Source organism: Thalassoglobus polymorphus, assembly GCF_007744255.1.
GTDB classification, from domain to species: Bacteria; Planctomycetota; Planctomycetia; order Planctomycetales; family Planctomycetaceae; genus Thalassoglobus; species Thalassoglobus polymorphus.
The window spans coordinates 6,160,065-6,178,270 of record NZ_CP036267.1 but is presented as its reverse complement, the minus strand read 5'-3'; the positions used below and the strand labels follow the sequence as shown (position 1 = coordinate 6,178,270).

The 18,206-nt window shown below is 50.9% G+C and carries 13 protein-coding genes; 7 read left to right on the top strand and 6 right to left on the bottom strand.

Going from position 1 to position 18,206, the window contains the following annotated elements; genetic code table 11:
• Nucleotides 1-143 precede the first annotated feature (143 nt).
• Together Mal48_RS22405 and Mal48_RS22400 are read left to right on the top strand one after the other, a co-directional pair.
• Nucleotides 144-3,674, top strand: coding sequence for a PVC-type heme-binding CxxCH protein (locus Mal48_RS22405; protein WP_145205216.1), 3,531 nt, complete (start codon nucleotides 144-146; stop codon nucleotides 3,672-3,674).
• Between the two features lie 76 nt (nucleotides 3,675-3,750).
• Entirely contained in the window at nucleotides 3,751-5,163 is a 1,413-nt protein-coding gene (locus tag Mal48_RS22400) for a sulfatase family protein (protein WP_145205214.1), read from the top strand.
• Nucleotides 5,164-5,185: 22 nt separating this feature from the next.
• On the opposite strand, the gene Mal48_RS22395 is transcribed toward Mal48_RS22400, so the two are convergent.
• On the bottom strand, nucleotides 5,186-5,584 hold the full coding sequence (locus tag Mal48_RS22395) for a sirohydrochlorin chelatase (RefSeq protein ID WP_145205210.1): 399 nt from the start codon (nucleotides 5,582-5,584) through the stop codon (nucleotides 5,186-5,188).
• Between the two features lie 256 nt (nucleotides 5,585-5,840).
• Between Mal48_RS22395 and Mal48_RS22390 the strand changes: the two genes are divergently transcribed.
• The 3 genes from Mal48_RS22390 to Mal48_RS22380 all read left to right on the top strand — a co-directional run bounded on the left by Mal48_RS22390 (nucleotide 5,841) and on the right by Mal48_RS22380 (nucleotide 9,153).
• Nucleotides 5,841-7,574, top strand: coding sequence for a serine/threonine protein kinase (locus tag Mal48_RS22390; protein WP_145205207.1), 1,734 nt, complete (start codon nucleotides 5,841-5,843; stop codon nucleotides 7,572-7,574).
• A 217-nt stretch (nucleotides 7,575-7,791) separates the two neighbouring features.
• On the top strand, nucleotides 7,792-8,316 hold the full coding sequence (locus Mal48_RS22385; protein ID WP_145205204.1) for an adenine phosphoribosyltransferase: 525 nt from the start codon (nucleotides 7,792-7,794) through the stop codon (nucleotides 8,314-8,316).
• 129 nt (nucleotides 8,317-8,445) lie between these two features.
• Nucleotides 8,446-9,153: an RluA family pseudouridine synthase gene (locus Mal48_RS22380; RefSeq protein ID WP_231739792.1), complete on the top strand. Its 708-nt coding sequence runs from the start codon at nucleotides 8,446-8,448 to the stop codon at nucleotides 9,151-9,153.
• Nucleotides 9,154-9,205: 52 nt separating this feature from the next.
• Here Mal48_RS22380 and Mal48_RS22375 read toward each other — a convergent pair whose 3' ends face one another.
• From Mal48_RS22375 to Mal48_RS22365, 3 genes are read right to left on the bottom strand one after another with little or no spacing between them, the layout of a single operon-like run.
• On the bottom strand, nucleotides 9,206-10,276 hold the full coding sequence (locus tag Mal48_RS22375) for a phosphotransferase enzyme family protein (RefSeq protein WP_145205198.1): 1,071 nt from the start codon (nucleotides 10,274-10,276) through the stop codon (nucleotides 9,206-9,208).
• A complete protein-coding gene (locus Mal48_RS22370; RefSeq protein ID WP_145205195.1) occupies nucleotides 10,273-10,659 on the bottom strand; it encodes a gamma-glutamylcyclotransferase family protein in 387 nt (128 codons plus the stop codon). The genes Mal48_RS22375 and Mal48_RS22370 overlap by 4 nt, the downstream gene beginning before the upstream one ends.
• Before the next feature lies 1 nt (nucleotide 10,660).
• Nucleotides 10,661-14,122 (bottom strand): efflux RND transporter permease subunit, encoded by a 3,462-nt coding sequence (locus Mal48_RS22365; RefSeq protein ID WP_145205192.1) that lies wholly within the window; start codon nucleotides 14,120-14,122, stop codon nucleotides 10,661-10,663.
• A gap of 266 nt (nucleotides 14,123-14,388) precedes the next feature.
• Here Mal48_RS22365 and Mal48_RS22360 point away from each other — a divergent pair, with 266 nt between their 5' ends.
• Both Mal48_RS22360 and Mal48_RS22355 read left to right on the top strand, forming a co-directional pair.
• Nucleotides 14,389-14,742, top strand: a complete 354-nt coding sequence (locus tag Mal48_RS22360; protein WP_145205189.1) for a hypothetical protein — start codon at nucleotides 14,389-14,391, stop codon at nucleotides 14,740-14,742.
• A 261-nt stretch (nucleotides 14,743-15,003) separates the two neighbouring features.
• Nucleotides 15,004-15,531 (top strand): hypothetical protein, encoded by a 528-nt coding sequence (locus tag Mal48_RS22355; protein ID WP_145205186.1) that lies wholly within the window; start codon nucleotides 15,004-15,006, stop codon nucleotides 15,529-15,531.
• 71 nt (nucleotides 15,532-15,602) lie between these two features.
• Here Mal48_RS22355 and tsaD read toward each other — a convergent pair whose 3' ends face one another.
• Both tsaD and Mal48_RS22345 read right to left on the bottom strand, forming a co-directional pair.
• Nucleotides 15,603-16,640 carry a tRNA (adenosine(37)-N6)-threonylcarbamoyltransferase complex transferase subunit TsaD gene (tsaD, locus tag Mal48_RS22350; protein WP_145205183.1) on the bottom strand — a complete coding sequence of 346 codons (1,038 nt, stop codon included), beginning with the start codon at nucleotides 16,638-16,640 and terminating at the stop codon, nucleotides 15,603-15,605.
• Between the two features lie 106 nt (nucleotides 16,641-16,746).
• The gene (locus Mal48_RS22345; protein WP_145205179.1) at nucleotides 16,747-18,201 is read right to left on the bottom strand and encodes a S41 family peptidase; all 1,455 of its coding nucleotides are present in this window, start codon (nucleotides 18,199-18,201) and stop codon (nucleotides 16,747-16,749) included.
• Nucleotides 18,202-18,206: the final 5 nt, after the last annotated feature.

The following is an 18,206-nucleotide window of genomic DNA, read 5'->3' as shown; positions in this document are numbered from 1 at the left end:
AGGATCGAACTAAGATTGAAGTCACTTTCAATCACAGGTTTCGCGGTGAGAAACTTCATTGGTCGCCTCGAAAATTCACTACTTAATTTATAGTCAACGATAAAAACATCGATACTGAAATCGTCCGTCATACAGGTTCATCAATGAGAAGAGATCGAGAGCAAATCAAATACTGGTCTTTACGTCCTGCCTCGTGGCGAGCAGTTTTCGAAGTCATAAAGGTGAACTTCACGGGCACGGCAAGCATGGAAAATGCTTGCCGTATTGTGTTCATGATTTGTCTGATCCACTTGCTGGGAGGAGGACTGTACGCGCAACGTGATTTGAAAGTCATCCCTCCAACGGACCCAGAGCTCGAACGCAAAACCTTCATTCTGCCCGAAGGCTTCGAAGTCAACCTGTTTGCTGCCGATCCGCAAATTGCCAAGCCGATCCAAATGAACTTCGACCCACAGGGGCGACTCTGGATTGCCAGTTCAGAAACCTATCCTCACATCGAACCGGGAGCAAAACCGAAAGACAAAATCCTGTACCTGCAGGATCTCGATGGTGATGGAGTCAGCGACAAGACAGAAGTCTTCGCTGAGGGACTTCTCATTCCGACTGCAGTCGCCTACGGGAATGACGGTGTCTACGTTGGCGCCAGCACCGAACTGCTGCACTTCAAAGATACCAATGGAGATGGCAAAGCTGATCAAAAAGAGATCGTTCTCTCCGGATTCGGAACTGAAGATACTCACCACATTATTCACACTCTCCGATATGGACCGGACAGCCACCTCTATTTCAATCAGTCGATCTACATCCACAGTCACATCGAAACCCCTTGGGGAATCCACCGACTCAACGCCGGCGGAATGTGGAGATTTCGACCCGAAACGCTTGAGCTAAGTGTCTTCGCTCGCGGACTCGTGAATCAGTGGGGGACCGACTTCGACCGCTACGGTCAAACCTTCGGAACCGACGGAGCCGGTGGAGAAGGAATCAACTACATGGTTCCTGGCGCCTCGTACATGACAGCCTACGGCGCTCAGCGGATCTTGCATGGTCTTAATCCTGGGAGCCCGAAGCACTGCGGGTTGGAAATTGTAGAAAGCGAGCACCTGCCAGATGATTGGCAAGGCAGCATGATCACCAACGATTTCCGTGGACACCGTGTCTGCCGATTCGTCTTGACGGAAGACGCTTCCGGCTACCGCTCACAAGAGCAGCAGGAAGTGATTAAGTCGGACCACGTTGCCTTTCGGCCGATTGATGTCAAACAAGGCCCCGATGGTGCGATCTATATTGCCGACTGGTACAACCCCATCATCCAGCATGGCGAAGTCGACTTCCGTGACCCTCGTCGCGATCACACACATGGTCGGATCTGGCGCGTCACATACACAGGAAAGCCAACTCTCAAACCGGTCGACTTCACGAAACTCTCAACGGACGAATTGCTCAGCCATGTCGACTCACCAAATCGTTACTCACGATCTCAAGCCAAAGTCGTACTGAAAGAACAGGGCGAGAAAGTGTTGCCCGAAGTCCTCGCCTGGGCCAACAAACATTCCAACGACCAACTCAATCTTGAAGCGTTGTGGATTCATCAATCGTTCGGGAAAATCGAACCGGCTCTGCTCGGAAAGTGTTTAAACAGCAAAGACCATCATGTCCGCGCGGCAGCAACACGCGTCGTTGGGCAGCTCATACAGAAAGTTGATTCTCCGCTGGAGATTCTGGCACAACGGATCGCAGACACGCACCCGCAAGTTCGACTCGAAGCGATCCGTGCTCTCGCAGAAGTGAAACAACCTGAAGCTGTCAGTATCGCCCTGCAGGCTCTGGAACAAGATGTTGACGAAAACATCGACTACGCACTCTGGCTGACATGTCGTGACCTCGAACCGATTTGGACACCTGCCTTGCTGGACGGGTCGCTGAATGTGGAATCTCCCCCGCAGGCACTTCCGTTTCTGTTGCGATCATCCGGATCAGCTGCCGGAACAGCAACACTGGTTCAGAAGATTCAGCAGGGAACGCTCGATGGCTCCGCCCGGCTTGATGCACTTCGCGTCATCGCTGACATCGGGACTCCTGAACATCTGGGAGCAATTTTCGATTTATCGCTCAGCGATAATATCTCTGATGAATTCAGGCACGCACTCCTTCATACGCTTTATCCGGCAGCGGTGAATCGAAAGATCATCCCGCCTCGTGATCTCAATCAAATCAAAAAGTTGGCCGACGCGAACAGTCCCTCAATCCGGGCTGCAGTCGTCATGTGCATCGGAGCCTGGAAGCATCAGCCGTTGCGAGACGTCGTTCTTTCAGCGACTCAAGATGAGAAGATTTCGCTGCAGGATCGTTCGAGTGCGATTCGCGCGCTCGGAGCCTTTTCTGATCAACCTGCAGCGACGGAACTGATAAACTTAGCCAAGAGCAAATCGGCTCCAATTTTGCGACGTGTTGCAATTGAAGAACTTCTTCGACTCCGACCTCAGCAGGCCGCGAACCTGTCGATTCTCTTTTTCCAATCGGCATCAGCTCCTGATTCTCAACCGCTCTTCCAGTCCATCCTGCAACGGAAGGGCGCCGCAGACCACGTCGCCAAAGCTCTTGCAGGGAAGACAATTCCGAAAGACGTAGCTGTTGTTGGTGCGCGAATTCTGAGTTCGTCCGGCCAACAGGATTCCGCACTGGCAAAACTCCTGCAAACCGCTGGCGGACTGAATCAAGATCCTGTGAAACTCTCTCCTGCACAAATGCAGACGCTCGTAGAAGACGTTCTAGCAAATGGAAACGCTGCTCGCGGTGAACAAATATTCCGCCGACAGAACCTCAACTGTTTGAAGTGTCATGCAGTTGGTCCCGCTGGTGGAACAATCGGTTCGAACCTCCTGAGTCTGGGGGCAACAGCCCAGCCAGATTACATCATCGAATCGATCCTCGATCCGAATGCCAAAGTGAAAGAGGGCTTCCATACTGTTGTCGTCGCGACCGATGAAGGAAAGATTTATTCAGGAATCAAAGCTCGTGAAACGGGCACTCAGCTCTTCCTGAAAGATGCCGACGGAAAAGAACTGATGATTCTCAAAGATTCGATTGAACAGCAAAAGCAAGGAGCATCGCTGATGCCGGCCGGCCTGACATCGAACATTACTCATCAGGAGTTGATCGACTTATCAGCCTTTCTGTACGCCTTGGGTCGCGTCCCTGAGTTTACCATTAGCACACAGCAAATTGTCAGGCACTGGGAAACGATTCAAGCGACTCAGCAAGCTGCGTTTCAGTTCCGTCGAATCAGCTACGCCGCTGCCGCAACCGATAACCCAGACTTCCAATGGAGCCGGGTCTACAGCCACGTCAACGGAGAACTCGCTGTCTCAGAACTTCCGGAGCTACGAATTCGCAACCGTTCGGCTGCCGGAAATCGAGGGATGAGTTTCGTGCGTACAGAGTTTAATTCTGAATCGGGCAAGATCGGATTCAAATTAAATTCTGGAAATGGTCTCCAAATCTGGATTGACGAAAAACCAATCGATTCCTCTGAACTCATCACAGCAGAAGTCGAGAAAGGTCAACATCAATTGACAATCGCCATCGACCAGTCCGTCCGAAAAACTGCCCTCAAAGTGATGCCTGTGAACGATCCGGGTTTCGCACATATTGAGCTTCCAACCGGAGAGTAAACAAGGACCTCTTGTGACCTCGGACCAACAACTGATGCACGAGGCAAAACACGAACACCAATCCGAAAGGGTATCTATGAGATTTCCAACGCCGCTTCTACTGCTGATGCTTCTATGCACGAGCACTCTTTCTCTCGCCAATTCCGCTCAGGCCGAAAAGCCGAATATCATTTTCATCCTGTGCGATAACTTGGGGTACGGAGATGTCGGCTGCTACGGCTCTCAACTCCATCGAACTCCACATCTCGACAAGATGGCTGAGGAAGGTCTCAAACTGACCGGTTTTTACGTCTCCAGTGGAGTTTGCACCCCATCACGTGCGAGTGTGATGTCCGGCTGTTATCCGCGACGTGTGAACATGCAAAAATCAGACAGCGGTGGTTTGGTTCTCCAACCGGTCTCGCCGAAAGGATTGCATCCACAAGAAGTAACGATGGCCGAAGTCTTGAAATCGGCCGGATACACGACAACGATCATCGGAAAATGGCACTTGGGTGATCAACCTGAACTGCTGCCGACTCGTCAGGGTTTCGATTCTTACTTCGGAATTCCGTACAGCGACGACATGACACCTCGCGAAGGAAAACCATGGCCACCACTTCCGCTGATGGAAGATGAGAAGGTCCTCGAATCAGGCGTTGATCGTGCCTTGCTCACGAAACGATACACGGAACGAGCAGTCAGCTTTATCGAAGAGAATCAGAAGAAGCCGTTCTTTCTTTACCTCCCTCATGCCATGCCTGGTAGTACACGCAGCCCATTTGCCAGTGAAGCGTTCTTGGGAAAAAGTAAAAACGGAACCTATGGTGATTCGGTTGAAGAATTGGATTGGTCGACAGGAGAAATTCTGAAAACGCTCAAGCGTCTTGATCTCGACGAAAAAACTCTCGTCGTCTGGACTTCGGACAATGGAGCCCCGCGCAGGAATCCGCCACAAGGAAGCAACGCTCCGTTGAAAGGCTGGGGATACGATGTCAGCGAAGGAGCAATGCGTGTTCCGTGCATCATTCGCTGGCCGGGAAAAATCCCTCATGCCACGACAAATACGTTGTGTTCCACAATGGATCTGTATCCAACATTTGCCAAGCTTGCCGGTGCAAAGGTTCCTGAAGATCGAATCATCGATGGCAAAGACATCTGGCCGATTCTATCCGAACCAAAAACGGCCAAGTCTCCACACAAAGCGTTCTTCTACTACTTCGGAGATCAACTCCAGGCAGTGAGGTCAGGTGCCTGGAAACTTTACCTGCCAAACACGAAACGCAAAATCAACTCCCGCACGACAAAAGAGCAAGCAGCCGAACTGTACCAACTCAATGAAGATATCTCTGAGGAAACAAACGTCGCTGCGGATCACCCAGAAGTGGTAAAACGCCTGATTGGCTACGCAGAAGAAGCCAGAAAAGACCTCGGCGATACCGACCGCCCCGGAGCCGGACAACGAGAAGCCGCCTGGATCGAAAATCCCAAACCATTATTACCGGAATAGACGATTCGATCTTGTCCGTTGTTCACTCTGTCTCGCCGGCAACTTCAGTGGCAAGTTGTCGGCCTTCGCTTAAGCGCAGTAGCATCAATTCGACCAGTTTGGAATGAAGTCCAATCGGTGGGCAAACGTGACACGCAATCTGGGGAGTCTGAGCCAGGAATCGGTCTCGAAAGTTCGCAAGATCGCGGGTGACGTGATCTCCCGGAGAGAGAAAAAACGGCAGAATCGATATCGACTCCGCCCCACGCTCAGCACAGGCTTGAAGCCCCTCGGGGATCGAAGGATGGGCAATTTCCAGAAATCCCACTTCGACAATTTCATCGGTCGTGGCCTCTGTGAACATCTTCGCCAGCTTCACAAGGTCATCGTTGGCTTCATCACGTCGAGACCCGTGGGCCACTAATAGAATTGCTGTCTGCATCGTTGCTCCTTAGACTGATCTTGCGGGATATGAAATACCTCTCCGAAAGCTCCTGAAATCAGTGATTTCCTCAGTCTTTGGAGAGTCATTTTCAAGGTTCCAGATCAGTTCTATTGCATCTTTCGAATTGGTTTGCAGGTTCTGGCTCGCGGCGAACAGCATTTTTACTAGAGAAATGCGTTCTTCACGGGCAGACGATAGAGCAAACTGCTCTAAAATGAATGAATGAATCATGTCTGACGAATTGTAGACAATTGTGAGCACTTCCGAATCAGATTTTCATCCCGAGACTGAAGCCGATCGCGAATTACCTGCGACAATCGGTCCCTATTTCATCGAACGGAAACTTGGTTCCGGAGGGATGGGAACCGTCTATCTCGGACGGCATCAGGAAACCGACGAGTTCGCAGCCGTGAAACTGCTGCCAGCGTCGATGGCTCGCGAAGCAGGCTTTGTCGCTCGTTTTGATCGCGAAATCGCAGCGATGAAGCAGCTGACAAACCCACACATTGTCGAGTTGTACGAGAATGGTGAAGACCTCGGTTCGTACTTCTACACCATGGAGTTCGTTGATGGTGAGACACTTGCTGATCGACTGGAAAGAGAAGGGCGAATCCCCTGGCGCGAGGTAATTGATTATAGCGTGCAAGTTTGCTCGGCACTCAAAGCAGCTCACAACGCCGGCATTATTCATCGAGATTTAAAACCGTCGAACTTGTTAATCGGGAAGGATGGGACCATCAAGCTGACGGACTTTGGGGTCGCTCAGGTCTTTGCATCCGGAAAATTAACAGTCACCGGAGGGATTCTGGGGACAGCTGAATATATGTCCCCCGAACAGGCACAAGGCAAGCGGGCCACGAAGCAGAGCGACCTTTACTCACTGGGGGCAGTGATGTACGTCATGCTCACCGGTCGGCCCCCATTCACCGGGAAGACAGCACTCGACATTATTCAGAAGCACCGATTCTCTCAGTTCGACAGCGTCAAACGTTTGGTTCCTGAAGTTCCGTTTTGGCTGGATGAAGTTGTTTGCCAGTGCCTGTCAAAAAAACAGGAAGATCGTTACCCCGATGCTTACGTGCTCAGCTTGCGTCTGAAGGAAATCCCGAAGAAAGTCGATCTGAAAGAGCAGCAGGAATCCGAATATTCGGAGTTGGTCGGAACAGCTGAGACGATGGCAGATGTTGCCCCAGGAGCAAGCCTTGGCGACGAAGTTGGCGGAACACTCGTACGCGACTTGTTCCGCGCACAGATGGATGCAGAGAAGCCTGATTCAAAACTGCATCGACTGCTTGACAACACCTGGGTTCTGGTAGGGGTCTTGTTACTGACCTGCGGACTTGTCTATGTCTTGTTCCGTATCAACACGCCTTCTCAGGAACAACTCTTTCAGCGTGGCGAAGATCTCATGGATCGCCCGGCAGGTCTGGCATGGGAAGCTGCCAAGAAAGATTATTTTCTTCCGTTGATCGAAGCCGACCGAGAGCGATGGGAACCGGAAGTCACCCCGTATCTGGACCAGATCGAGATCTACGAGTTACGAAAAACATTGTTCGGCAAGGCCACGAAACAGCAACCTGCCCCCAAGTCAGAAGCCGAAGCAATCATCCTGCAGGCGATGGAACTACGTCGTCAAGGACGCCTGGCGGAAGCACGATCAAAGCTGATGGCGTTTTACGAACTTCTCGGAAGCTCTGAAGAAGACCAGAATCTGTCAGCGTTACTGATTCAAATGATCTCCGAGATCACAAATGAAATGCCCCCGGACCGCCTCGATTACGTGAGAGCCGCCCTGGAGCGTGCGGATACTTTTCTTCAAGAAGGCCAGGTTGAACGTGCCATCGCAATTTGGTTTAGCATCAAGAAACTCTACGATTCGGACCCCGACGCGGTAGAGCTCGTGGATCAGGCGGAACTCAAATACTTCAAAGCGACCGGAGTTCAGCTGCTCGGAAAAGAAGACCTGCCAATTTCCGATGCAAAGTAAAACGAGACTCTTAACATCGATTGATGTTTCGCTCAGTTGCAGCAGCCACACTTTTGGTGACCCACACATGCGGCAATTGGAAGCCTGCACGCGGAGTGAGTTGAGATCCCTACTGACTTAAATCTGACTCCACGAAGTGTGGAACTAAACATTTCTCCAAATTCGTGTAAGATCACCCGCGACAGACATATTCACTCTCACTCAATAAGACATTCTCATGGACTTGAAAGAAAAAATCCGCAACATTCCGAACTTCCCGAAGCCGGGGATTATGTTTCGCGATATCACCCCCCTGCTCTCGTGCCCCGATTCCTTTCGAGAATCCATCAAGCAACTGGCAGATCACTATCGCGATCAAAAAATCGATGCGATCGCAGCCGCCGAAGCGCGCGGATTCATCTTCGCAGCTCCGCTGGCACTGGAGCTGAATGCTGCGTTTATTCCGGTTCGTAAGCCGGGCAAATTGCCTTTCGACACAAATTCATTCCATTACGAATTAGAGTACGGAACGGACACTCTTGAGATTCACACTGATGCCTTCTCAAAAGGTGACAAAGTTCTTTTAGTTGACGATTTACTGGCAACCGGCGGAACGATGAACGCCTGCGTGAAGTTGATCGAGCAGTCTGGTGCCGAGGTGGTCAGCTGTGCATTTGCTCTCGAACTCAGCTTTCTCAATGGAAGAGACGTCCTTGCTCCTCACGACTGCTTTGCTTTAATGACCTATGACGACGAGAACTAGAGCGGTTTAGAAATAGGTGTCGCAGTCCGGCCTCGTGGCGAACAGTCTTCGAAGTCATGAATGTGACCTTCACGGCCGCGGCAAGCATCGAAAAGACTCTCATCGAGTGTGAGACTTGCGGGATCCGTTGTGTCGATCATCCAACCCAACCCAAAATTGAACGTCATTTGTGAAGATGGCCCCGTGATTGCGGTGAATAAACCGAGCGGGGTCATCTCGCAAGGTGCGCCTGCCGGGATGCAAAGTCTGGCCGAGCAGGTCAAAGACTATCTGCGACAGAAGTACAATAAGCCGGGCAATGTTTACCTCGGAATTCCGCATCGTCTCGACCGCCCCGTTTCCGGTGTTTCCGTCTTCACCCGCAATTCGAAGAGTGCAGCCCGGGTCTCTGACCAGTTCGCCAAACGGCAGGTCACTAAAACGTATCGTGCGATCCTCGAACACATTCCAAGTCAGCTAGAGGGGACTCTCGAAGACTGGATTTATCGAATTCCCGATCAATCACGCGTTGAAATTCGCAAGCAAAATACCACCGGTGCAAAAGAAGCGCGGCTGCGTTATCGCGTCTTGTCGGAGCATCAGGGAAGAGCTCTTGTTGAAATTGATCTCGACACGGGTCGGATGCACCAAATTCGCATCCAGTTCGCCAGTCGTGGTTGTCCTGTCATCGGCGATGAGAAGTATGGAGCAAAATCGACGCTCGGCAACCCAGCAGCCATCGGCCTGCATGCCTGGCGATTATCGTTAACCCATCCCATCCGCAAAGAAGCCATGTCGATCACCGCTCCACTTCCACAGGCTTGGAAACAATTCGGATTCGACCTGAATCGACTCTAAGCATCTTCAAGATCTGGTGTTCCCGTGAACATCGCAAGCTTCCAGAGGACTCTCACAACTTCTGCAAACGCTGTTTGATGAGTCGCAAGCGGTCCAAAATCTTGTCGAATTGATCAGCGGAAATTGCTTTGCTTTGCCAACGATGAATCCATGTCATCCCACTCAACAAGACTGAGGTTTTGTCGAACAGGTGGATCAACTCATGGTCCAACTCCGTGAGCGGACGAACCTCTTGATAGCTCTCAAGTGCAACTTGCCAACGCCGTTTATCGTCTCCCAGATAACTGCCGAGAAGCCGCGACAGATCCGTTGCAACGTGATCACAGCGAGTTGCATTTGGATCAATCAATCCGGTCACTTTGTCATTCGTGAAAAGAACATGTTCCGACCAGAGATCACGCCAGCAAGGGAAAAGAGTCACAACTTGATTGGATTTCTGACACAACGAATCCCGCAGCGGGGTTGCACGCTGAACAAAATAGTTGAGGATCGAGCGACAGACATCCCGGATTTCAGACGGTGCCGTTTCAATCGCTCTTTCGCACAGTTGAAGCTTCTCACAATTCCAGGAATCAATCAGCGAGATTCGCTCCTGAACCGTAGGAGGAGCCGCTGTTTTTACAGAGAACCAATCATTCCGAGAAGAACTTGTAACGTAATCGCTGGAGGCTAAATGCAACCGGGCAAGCGTCTGCATCGCTTCATGAAGTTCGGTATCAGAAATTTCATCGCCATGTTTCGGTTCGCCCGGCAACCAAGGTTCAAGCTGCCAATAATGACCATTGAAATTGATGAGCGACCGATTGCATTGCCGACCTGGAAGAGAGTTCGGGACAGAAACAGGAACGGCGACCGGAAGATTGCGTTCTTTGAGATGCTGAAGATAACGATGCAGTCCAAGAATTCGCTGCTGAGGCAAAGTTGGACTGGGCCAACGACGCAAGGCGTAGAGATCGTCATCGAGAGCGACTCGAAAGATGATCGCTCCGCTGAAGCCCGTTCCGCCAAGCTCGACTTTCACCGACTTCGCCGGTAGAGAAACCAACTTCCGAATCACATGTTCGCACTCTTCTTTGTGCAATTCAAACAAAGCTGAGCGGTTCTCAGCGCTGCTGAAGATCATGACTCTGCCACTTCCCAGTGCGTGCCGAGGTCTTTTGCATGAGAAACATCACCAAGATAAAGATACGTTTCAGCTCCGCTGATTCGCCAAGGTGATTGCAACTGCACAGGAACTCGCTGATACAAACCGGCCTCAACTCCCTCAATTTCATCGACCTCTCTGATGCGCTCCGGATCAATCGCATAGAGTTCCCCCTGAACTTCACTTCCATCCTCGGCGACTTCGACAAGTCCGGGATAAGACCCAAGATGAAAGAGTCGATAGACGGGCTGCGTCACTGCTTCTCCAAGGAAATGGAACCGAGAAACCACATGGTGTCGACAATCGCCTCGCTTGAGAGTCCCGTAGACGAAAATGGTTATTAATTCCTCTTCCACATCCATTTCAAAGAATCTCCGGCTGAGGGGAAATCTGCGCCCCCGTTTCACGTTCTGTTTTCGGCTCTGCTTGAGACACTGTTTCTAGCTCTTTCTCCGCCAAGGTACTCAAGTCTTTGCCGAACAGCCAACCGAGGAAATTTCGAATGTCGAAAAAAATCATATTGAGTACCGGGACGATCAACAGCGTGAGTACAGTGGCGAAGACCAGACCGAAGGTGAGCGTTACAGCCATGGGGATCAGGAACTTTGCCTGAAAACTGCGTTCAAACATCAGTGGAGTGAGCCCGGCAGACGTCGTCACCGTCGTTAATAAAATCGGACGCAACCGCAGAGTGGCTCCCTGAACGCTTGCTTCAAATTCGTTCATCCCTGCGCGAATACGTCGATTGATGAAGTCCACCAGCACCAGAGAATCATTCACGACAATTCCAGTCAGTGCAATCAAGCCAATCATACTGAGAATCGTCATGGGGTTATTCGTAATCCAGTGACCGATGATCGCTCCCTGAAATCCAAACGGAATTGCAGACATCACCACAATCGGTTGAAAGTACGACTTAAACAGAGCTGCCAGCATCATGTAAATCAGTAGCCCCGCAACTGGTAATGCCATCTTGAGGCTGCTGAACGATTTCCCCTGCTCTTCGGTACTCCCCAGGAATTCAATTTTCACTCCGGGATACTTGTCGAGAATTTTCGGAACGAAGTCTTCTTTGACTTTTGAGATGACATCACTCGCTGCGGTGACAGCTTCATCGATGTCGCCATAAACGGAGATCGCTCGCCTTTGCTGCGACCTGTGTATTTGTGTGAAGCCGCGCGTCTCTTCAATTTTGGCAATTTCTGTTAAGGGAACCCAACCGCGAGTGCCGTCGGCTCCAACGGGAGTCGGAATCCACATCGATTCGATATTGAATACATCTTCACGATAATTTTCAGGATACCGCACCATAATTTTCACGTCTTCGCGGTTACGAGTAATCCGGCGGGCTTCGGCTCCATAAGTGGCGGCGCGAATGTGCTGACCGAGTGAAGCTTTGGTGATTCCCGTAGGACGTGCAGATTCGAGAAGCTGAATTTGCAACTCCCGCTTTCCCTGGTCGAAGTCGTCAGAGAGGTCGACAACCCCGGCATATGTGGCCAGATGATCCTGAAATTCGTGGACAACCTGTTCCAGCTCTTCGAGCTCTCCGCCCGAAATACGAATTTCGATATCTTTCCCGCCGGGGCCACCGTTCATGACTTGCCATTTCACCGAGTTCACACCGGTGAAATTTTCGGAGACTTGTCGAAGTTGTGCAAGGACTTCCTGACTGGACCGCAGACCTTTCAGTTCACGTTCATCGGATGCCATTAACTCGATCCAAATCTGCCCGACATGCGACGCCACTTCCATACCCAATCCGCCTGCACCACCGACGTCCATCATGACGCCGACATCCATTTGAATCCCTTCGACTTCAACAATGTCAGCAGCGACTTCTCCAATCACTCTCAGCTTTTCTTCAACCGCTTCTATGTTCGTACCGACCGGCATTTCGATTTGAGCATACATCGATTCGGAATCCATTTTCTGGATGAATTCCCATTTGACCAGATTTCCGATGGAGACCTGGTATTCAGGAGGTTGTTCTTTTGAGCCGGTTGCATCGCCGCTCGGAGCTTTTGGAACCATTCCCACAAAGAGTCCGAGTGAGACCAGACAAAGCGACATCGCAACTGCCAGTGAGACATACCGCCAACGCAGAGCGATTCTCAACAGCCCTGCATAAACTCTCATGAGAGCATCTAGAACGCCGACTTGTAGACGATCAAAAAATCTACCAATTCGACCGATCGCACTTTTTCGAAGCTCTTGCCGCTTCTCTTTTTGTGAAGGTAAGTGTCGCAAGTGTGCAGGAAGAATCAGCAACGCTTCAACCAGTGAAACTAATAGAGCAGCGATCACCACCAACGGAAGCTCACGAAAGAAATCTCCGATTTGCCCACGAATAAACATTAACGGAAGAAAGGCGGCAATGGTTGTCAAAACAGCGGTGGTCACGGGCCATTGAACTTCCTCCGCTCCCAGAATGGCTGCTTCTCGCGCAGACATCCCTTCCTCGACACGGCGATATATGTTCTCACCAATGACGATGGCATCATCAACAATAATTCCCAGCACGATGATCAGGCCGAACATCGACAGCAAATTGAATGAAACTCCCAGCAGCGCCATCACAATGAAGGTTCCGAGAAAAGAGATCGGGAGCCCAATTGCAGTCCACAACGCCACACGCCAATTCAAAAACAGAACGAGACTCATCAAAACAAGAATGAGCCCCGACCTGCCGTTGCGGAGCATCAAATCGAGTCGCCCTTCGACAAAGCGGGCCAAATCGTTATGAGTTTCTACTTGAAAATGATGCTGGAATGGATTCTTTCGACTCTCTGCATAAACTTCATACGGGTTCGGTTTCCCGGAAATTTTAATGATCGCTTCCGAAAAATCGGGAAACAGGCTGTCCAGAAATCCTTGGGGCCGATCCTTCTTCAGCGAGAACGGCTCCCCCTGTTTTCCTGCAACATACGCTTTGACGAGCGAGGAAATTTGAATCGCATCCTGACTGGCTGTTTTCTGAACAGTGAGAGTTGCCGATCGCTTCCCCGCCCAGAAACTGGCAACATCGCTGTCAACAAAATCATCACGGATTGTGGCAACATCAGCCAGTCGAATGACGCGTCCGTCAGGCAGTGCTCGAACTTCCAGGTCTTCCAGGTCTTGACCTTCACGCTCTTCCCCCAAAGTCCGAACCGCGACCTGTGAACGGTCTCCCTTCAGGTTGCCACCCGAAATATCCAAATTTGTCTGCCGAATCGCTTGAGCAATTTCCTCAAATGTCAGGTCATACTCGAGCAGCTTTTCTGGATCGACGTCGACGCTAATTTCATCATCGCGCACACCCGAAAGTTGAACATCGCTGACACCGGGAAGTTCGAGAAGATCGTCCTTGATTTCTCTGGCTGCTTGCTTGAGTGCCCGCTCATCCCCATCTCCGTAAACAGAGACCATAATCACCGGCAAAGTCGGTTCAATTTTGGTGACGGTGATCTTCTCCAGATCGTCCGGAAGATCCTGCAGCGCATCGACTTCGTTCTTCACTTCCTGCATGACCACGTCGACATTCTTGACGTAGTTAAAGAGCGTGAGAGTGGTATTCGACACTCCTTCGGACACTGTCGAGTTCACCTTCTCGACACCATCCACATCCCGGACCGCCTCTTCAATTTTGATTGTCACCGCACGTTCGAGTTCAGCCGGTTGCGTCGCTGGGTAGAAAGCAGCTATCGCGATCTGATTCGGTCGGCTTTCCGGGAACATCTCACGGATCAACGTCAAGGCAAACCCAGCCCCGGCAACAAGAGTGACGAGCATCATCATGTTGACGAGAACAGGATTCTGAACGCCGAAGCGGGGGAGTGACATAACAAATAACTATTATGAAGAACTATCGAGACGGTGACGACGAAAGGAGGTTCCACGACGACAACTTGCTGCACTTATCAACAGTCATCCTTGGAAGGCGAACAACAAAGAATGATTCTTGGCAAATTGTCACCCGGGACCATTGTCTCGGACGAGTCAGACGTGACAATAGTCCCGATGTATGGGGCGTTCTTGCCGAATCGCTCGCCTCTCTGCGAAACACTGAATCCGAATCTGATTTTAGACTCCTGAAGGGAGATTGCCACATGGCAAAATGTGATCAGGGTTATCTTTGTGAAGTTTGTGGAAAGGAAGTTCCCAATATCACTCGCAGCGACCTGTACCTCCGTTTCGTAATTGGCGAAATCGACGCTCGACAGTTGCTCTCTGCTCCCGAACGACACCTGGAATGTAACCCAACGCTCGCCCAATTCATTGTAGCTCCGAAGTTCACACCTGTTCAGGTTGAGGGTGCTTTCTCAAAATCAGAACTCGACCCTTCCGACGTTCAAGCTCGGGAAGAACTGGTCACGCGCGGCTGGGAACGGCTGCAAGAGATTCGCAGCTTGGGGATTCCCATCAACGAATACCCCCTTGAAGAGTTCCGAAGCGTCAAATAATCCTGATGAACAAGATTTTTTCATTTCTGTGAAACCTTGAAGTGTCTAAAACCTGCGACAAAATTGTTCCCAGCTCTGGCAAGAGACTGTGAACAGCTGGAATCCGAAACACCGCTTTGGTAGGATTCCTGCACTCTAGAACCAGTCCGAAAACCTCTGGAATCGCCGCTTTTCTCAACGCCTTGAGGGAGCAATTTCAAGTTTCAGGATCAGTTCTAAATTCTCTTAAATCTACTGATAGCACCGAGTTCAGGTCATTTTATGGCAACCGCGACAGTCCAACCGATTGCAGGAGTCTCTGCAAACCGTGAAGCAGACATTGAAGCCATTTACCCTTCCATCGCTGGAAGTGCGCTCGGTGGCCTCATCGGTTCAATCATGGACGGAGTTGCTGGCGTTCCGTTTCTGCCACTCCGCTTAGTGATTTCGATACTCGTTGGTGCGTTACTGCTTCCATTAGCATTGCTGGCTTACATTCTGACCAAACTCTTTGGTAGCTATTACGTCCTGACGAACCGCTCAATCCAGCAACGTAACATCATCGGCAATGCACTGAGTCAGCAAATCGCCTTGACCGATTTTGAAGAGATCGAAATCGCATCCAGTGGTAGCGGTGGATACAAATTCCACCGAACTGGGGATTTGAATCTCCAAAACGCCAAGGGCACCACCCTTATGACGTTGACTGCAATCTCTTACCCCGAGCGACTCTCACAAATTATTTTCGATGCTCGAGAAGCTCGCATTCAATCAGACGAATCGCTCTCCATCATCCAGAACCGCGCTTAGAATAGTTCGCTTGATAGCACGTTCGAGGTCTGCCTCGAGACGAGCAGTCTATCGAGTCATGAAAGTGAACTTCACGAACGATGGCGGACTAAGCCGGGCGTCACATCGACGTCGAGATCGGCGATGTCACCCTGCTTTAGCAATTCCCACGCAATGGCTCCCATGGCAGCGTTGTCAGTACAGAGTGACATCGGGGCAATCGTGACTTGGATACCTTCTCGCTCTTGCAGTTCGTCCAAGCGTTCACGGAACCGCTGATTTGCTGCCACACCCCCGCCGACGCAAAGTGACTTCCGACCAAATTTCTTGGCTGCCTGATGGCATTTCGCAATCAGGACATCGACGATGGCTTCCTGATAGCTGGCACTCAAGTCCGCGATGCGCTGTTCCGTGAGTGGAAGTGGCTCTTCTCGAGCGCCAGGTTGCCCCAAAGCGGTGTACCGCATCGAAGTTTTGATTCCGCTGAAACTGAAGGCGAGCCGCTCGTCTTTGATGAAAGTGCGGGGAAACCGGAACGCTTTCGGGTTCCCCTGCTGTGCGACCCGTGCGATGTGCGGACCTCCGGGATATGGGAGTCCCAGCATGGCAGCAGCTTTGTCGAAAGCTTCGCCAGCTGCATCATCGATGGTTGAACCGACTAACTCGTATTCGGTTGTCGAACGGCAATCATAAAGGTTCGTGTGCCCTCCGCTGACCACTAAACCGACTGCGGGAAATATCTCTTCCTCTGCGATCATCTGGCAGGCGTAAAGATGGGCGTGGATATGATTGACCGCCACGAGTGGCTTATTCAAAACCAGTGCAAGTGTTTTGGCAGCTGTCAGACCGACAAGCAAAGAGCCGACCAAGCCGGGTTGAGTCATCACAGCGATGGCGGAGAGATCTTCGAGTTTCCGCTCACTTTTTCTCAATGCTTCATCGATGACGGGGAGAATGTTGGAAAGATGTGCGCGCGAGGCAATTTCCGGAACCACTCCCCCGAAACGTTGATGTAGTTCATCTTGAGTCGCGATCACGCTACTCAGGACGTTGAGATCACAATCAATGACAGCTGCGGCAGTCTCATCGCAGGACGATTCAATCGCCAGAAGAACTTCAGGCTGGTTCATAACGTGACGAAAGCGAAGTGTCCAAATGAATAAAAAGAGGCAAAAGAACTGCCTCCGTGAATTAAATCGTTGAAATGAGTGTCAGTGGGTCGACGAACACTCCGCATCAACCGATGTTGCTTTTTTGCGGGACAAGAAGAAATGGAACGCTCATCGCAGCTTCTTTTTCATCAGCTTTTGGAGCAGGTTTCTCCTCCTTTTTCTCCTCATCGGGAGCTTCTTCTTTCTTGGATTCTCCGGTTAATTCGCCAATCAGATAATCCAGGGCGCGCTGCAGTTGAGTATCTTCAAAATCGCTTTCGTACGACGAATCGAGGAAATGGTTGTCCCGTTTTCCCCGGTCAATTTGAAACTCTCGCATTTGTTTATTCGAAAACTTCTCTTCAAAGCCCTCATTAGGAGAGACGCCCCAAACGTCGGTCTCTTTGGCGTTCGGGAAACGATGAATGTTCTTTCCGCTCGGTCGCTGATAGCTGGCAGTTGTGAGCTTCAAGGCGCTCTGTCCGTTTTCGAGATCGATCACATTCTGAACGCTCCCTTTCCCCCAACTTCGTTCTCCAATCACAACAGCGCGGTCATGGTCTTGCAGGCAAGCACTCACGATTTCACTTGCAGAGGCGCTGTAACGATTGATGAGAACCACCATCGGAAATCCAGTGAAGGTTCCAAAACGTTTCGCGGCCCAACTGTCATCGCGACGGTTACGGCCTTCAACTGAGACGATTTTCCCCTTCTCGATGAACAAGTCTGAAATATCGATCGCGGCGCGAAGTTGTCCACCTGGATTGAATCGCAAGTCGAGGATAAACCCTTTCATGTCCTGCTTTCGCAGGGATTTCAGAACTTCGCGAAGCTCACCCGCACTCCGATCAGTGAAGTGTGTGAGACGGGCGAAGCCGATTTTGTGTTCATCATCGATCATGAAGTCCCAAGACGAATCGGGATTGTGTGAATACCCGAGGGCCGTTTCGAGTTCGATTGTGTCACGAACGAGCTTGATTGTCTCTTCCTCACCTGTCCCGTCACGACGAACAAGAACCTCAACTTCTTCACCAGGCTCGCCTCGCAGCAACTCAATCGCTTTCTCCATCTCCTTGCCGAGTTCGAATTCTTTCACAGGCTTGCCGTCAATCTCAACAATTCGATCCCCCGAATGAATCCCCGCCTTATATGCAGGACTTCCCGGAAGCGGAGTAATGATTTCGAGCGCTCGCAATTTTTCATCAAAGTTGACGCGAATTCCGACTCCGCCAAATTTCTGAGTGATCGCCTCGGTGAACTTGTCGACATCATCAGGGGCGATGTAGTTCGAATATGGATCAAGTTCTGAGAGCATCCCGCGAACAGCGGCATCGATCAATTTGCGTTTGTCGACCTCTTTAACGTAGTTCCGATCAATCTGCTGAAATGTATCAACGAACACTCGCATGAGTTCGTAGTATTCGTCGTCATCACTCGATTGTGCTTTGGCGACACCCGTCGAAACGGTCACCATAAAAATAGCAGCTGTTAAAAGTGCAGAAGTCGCTGCCCAAAGAACAGATTCAGATCGGTATTTCATAGAAG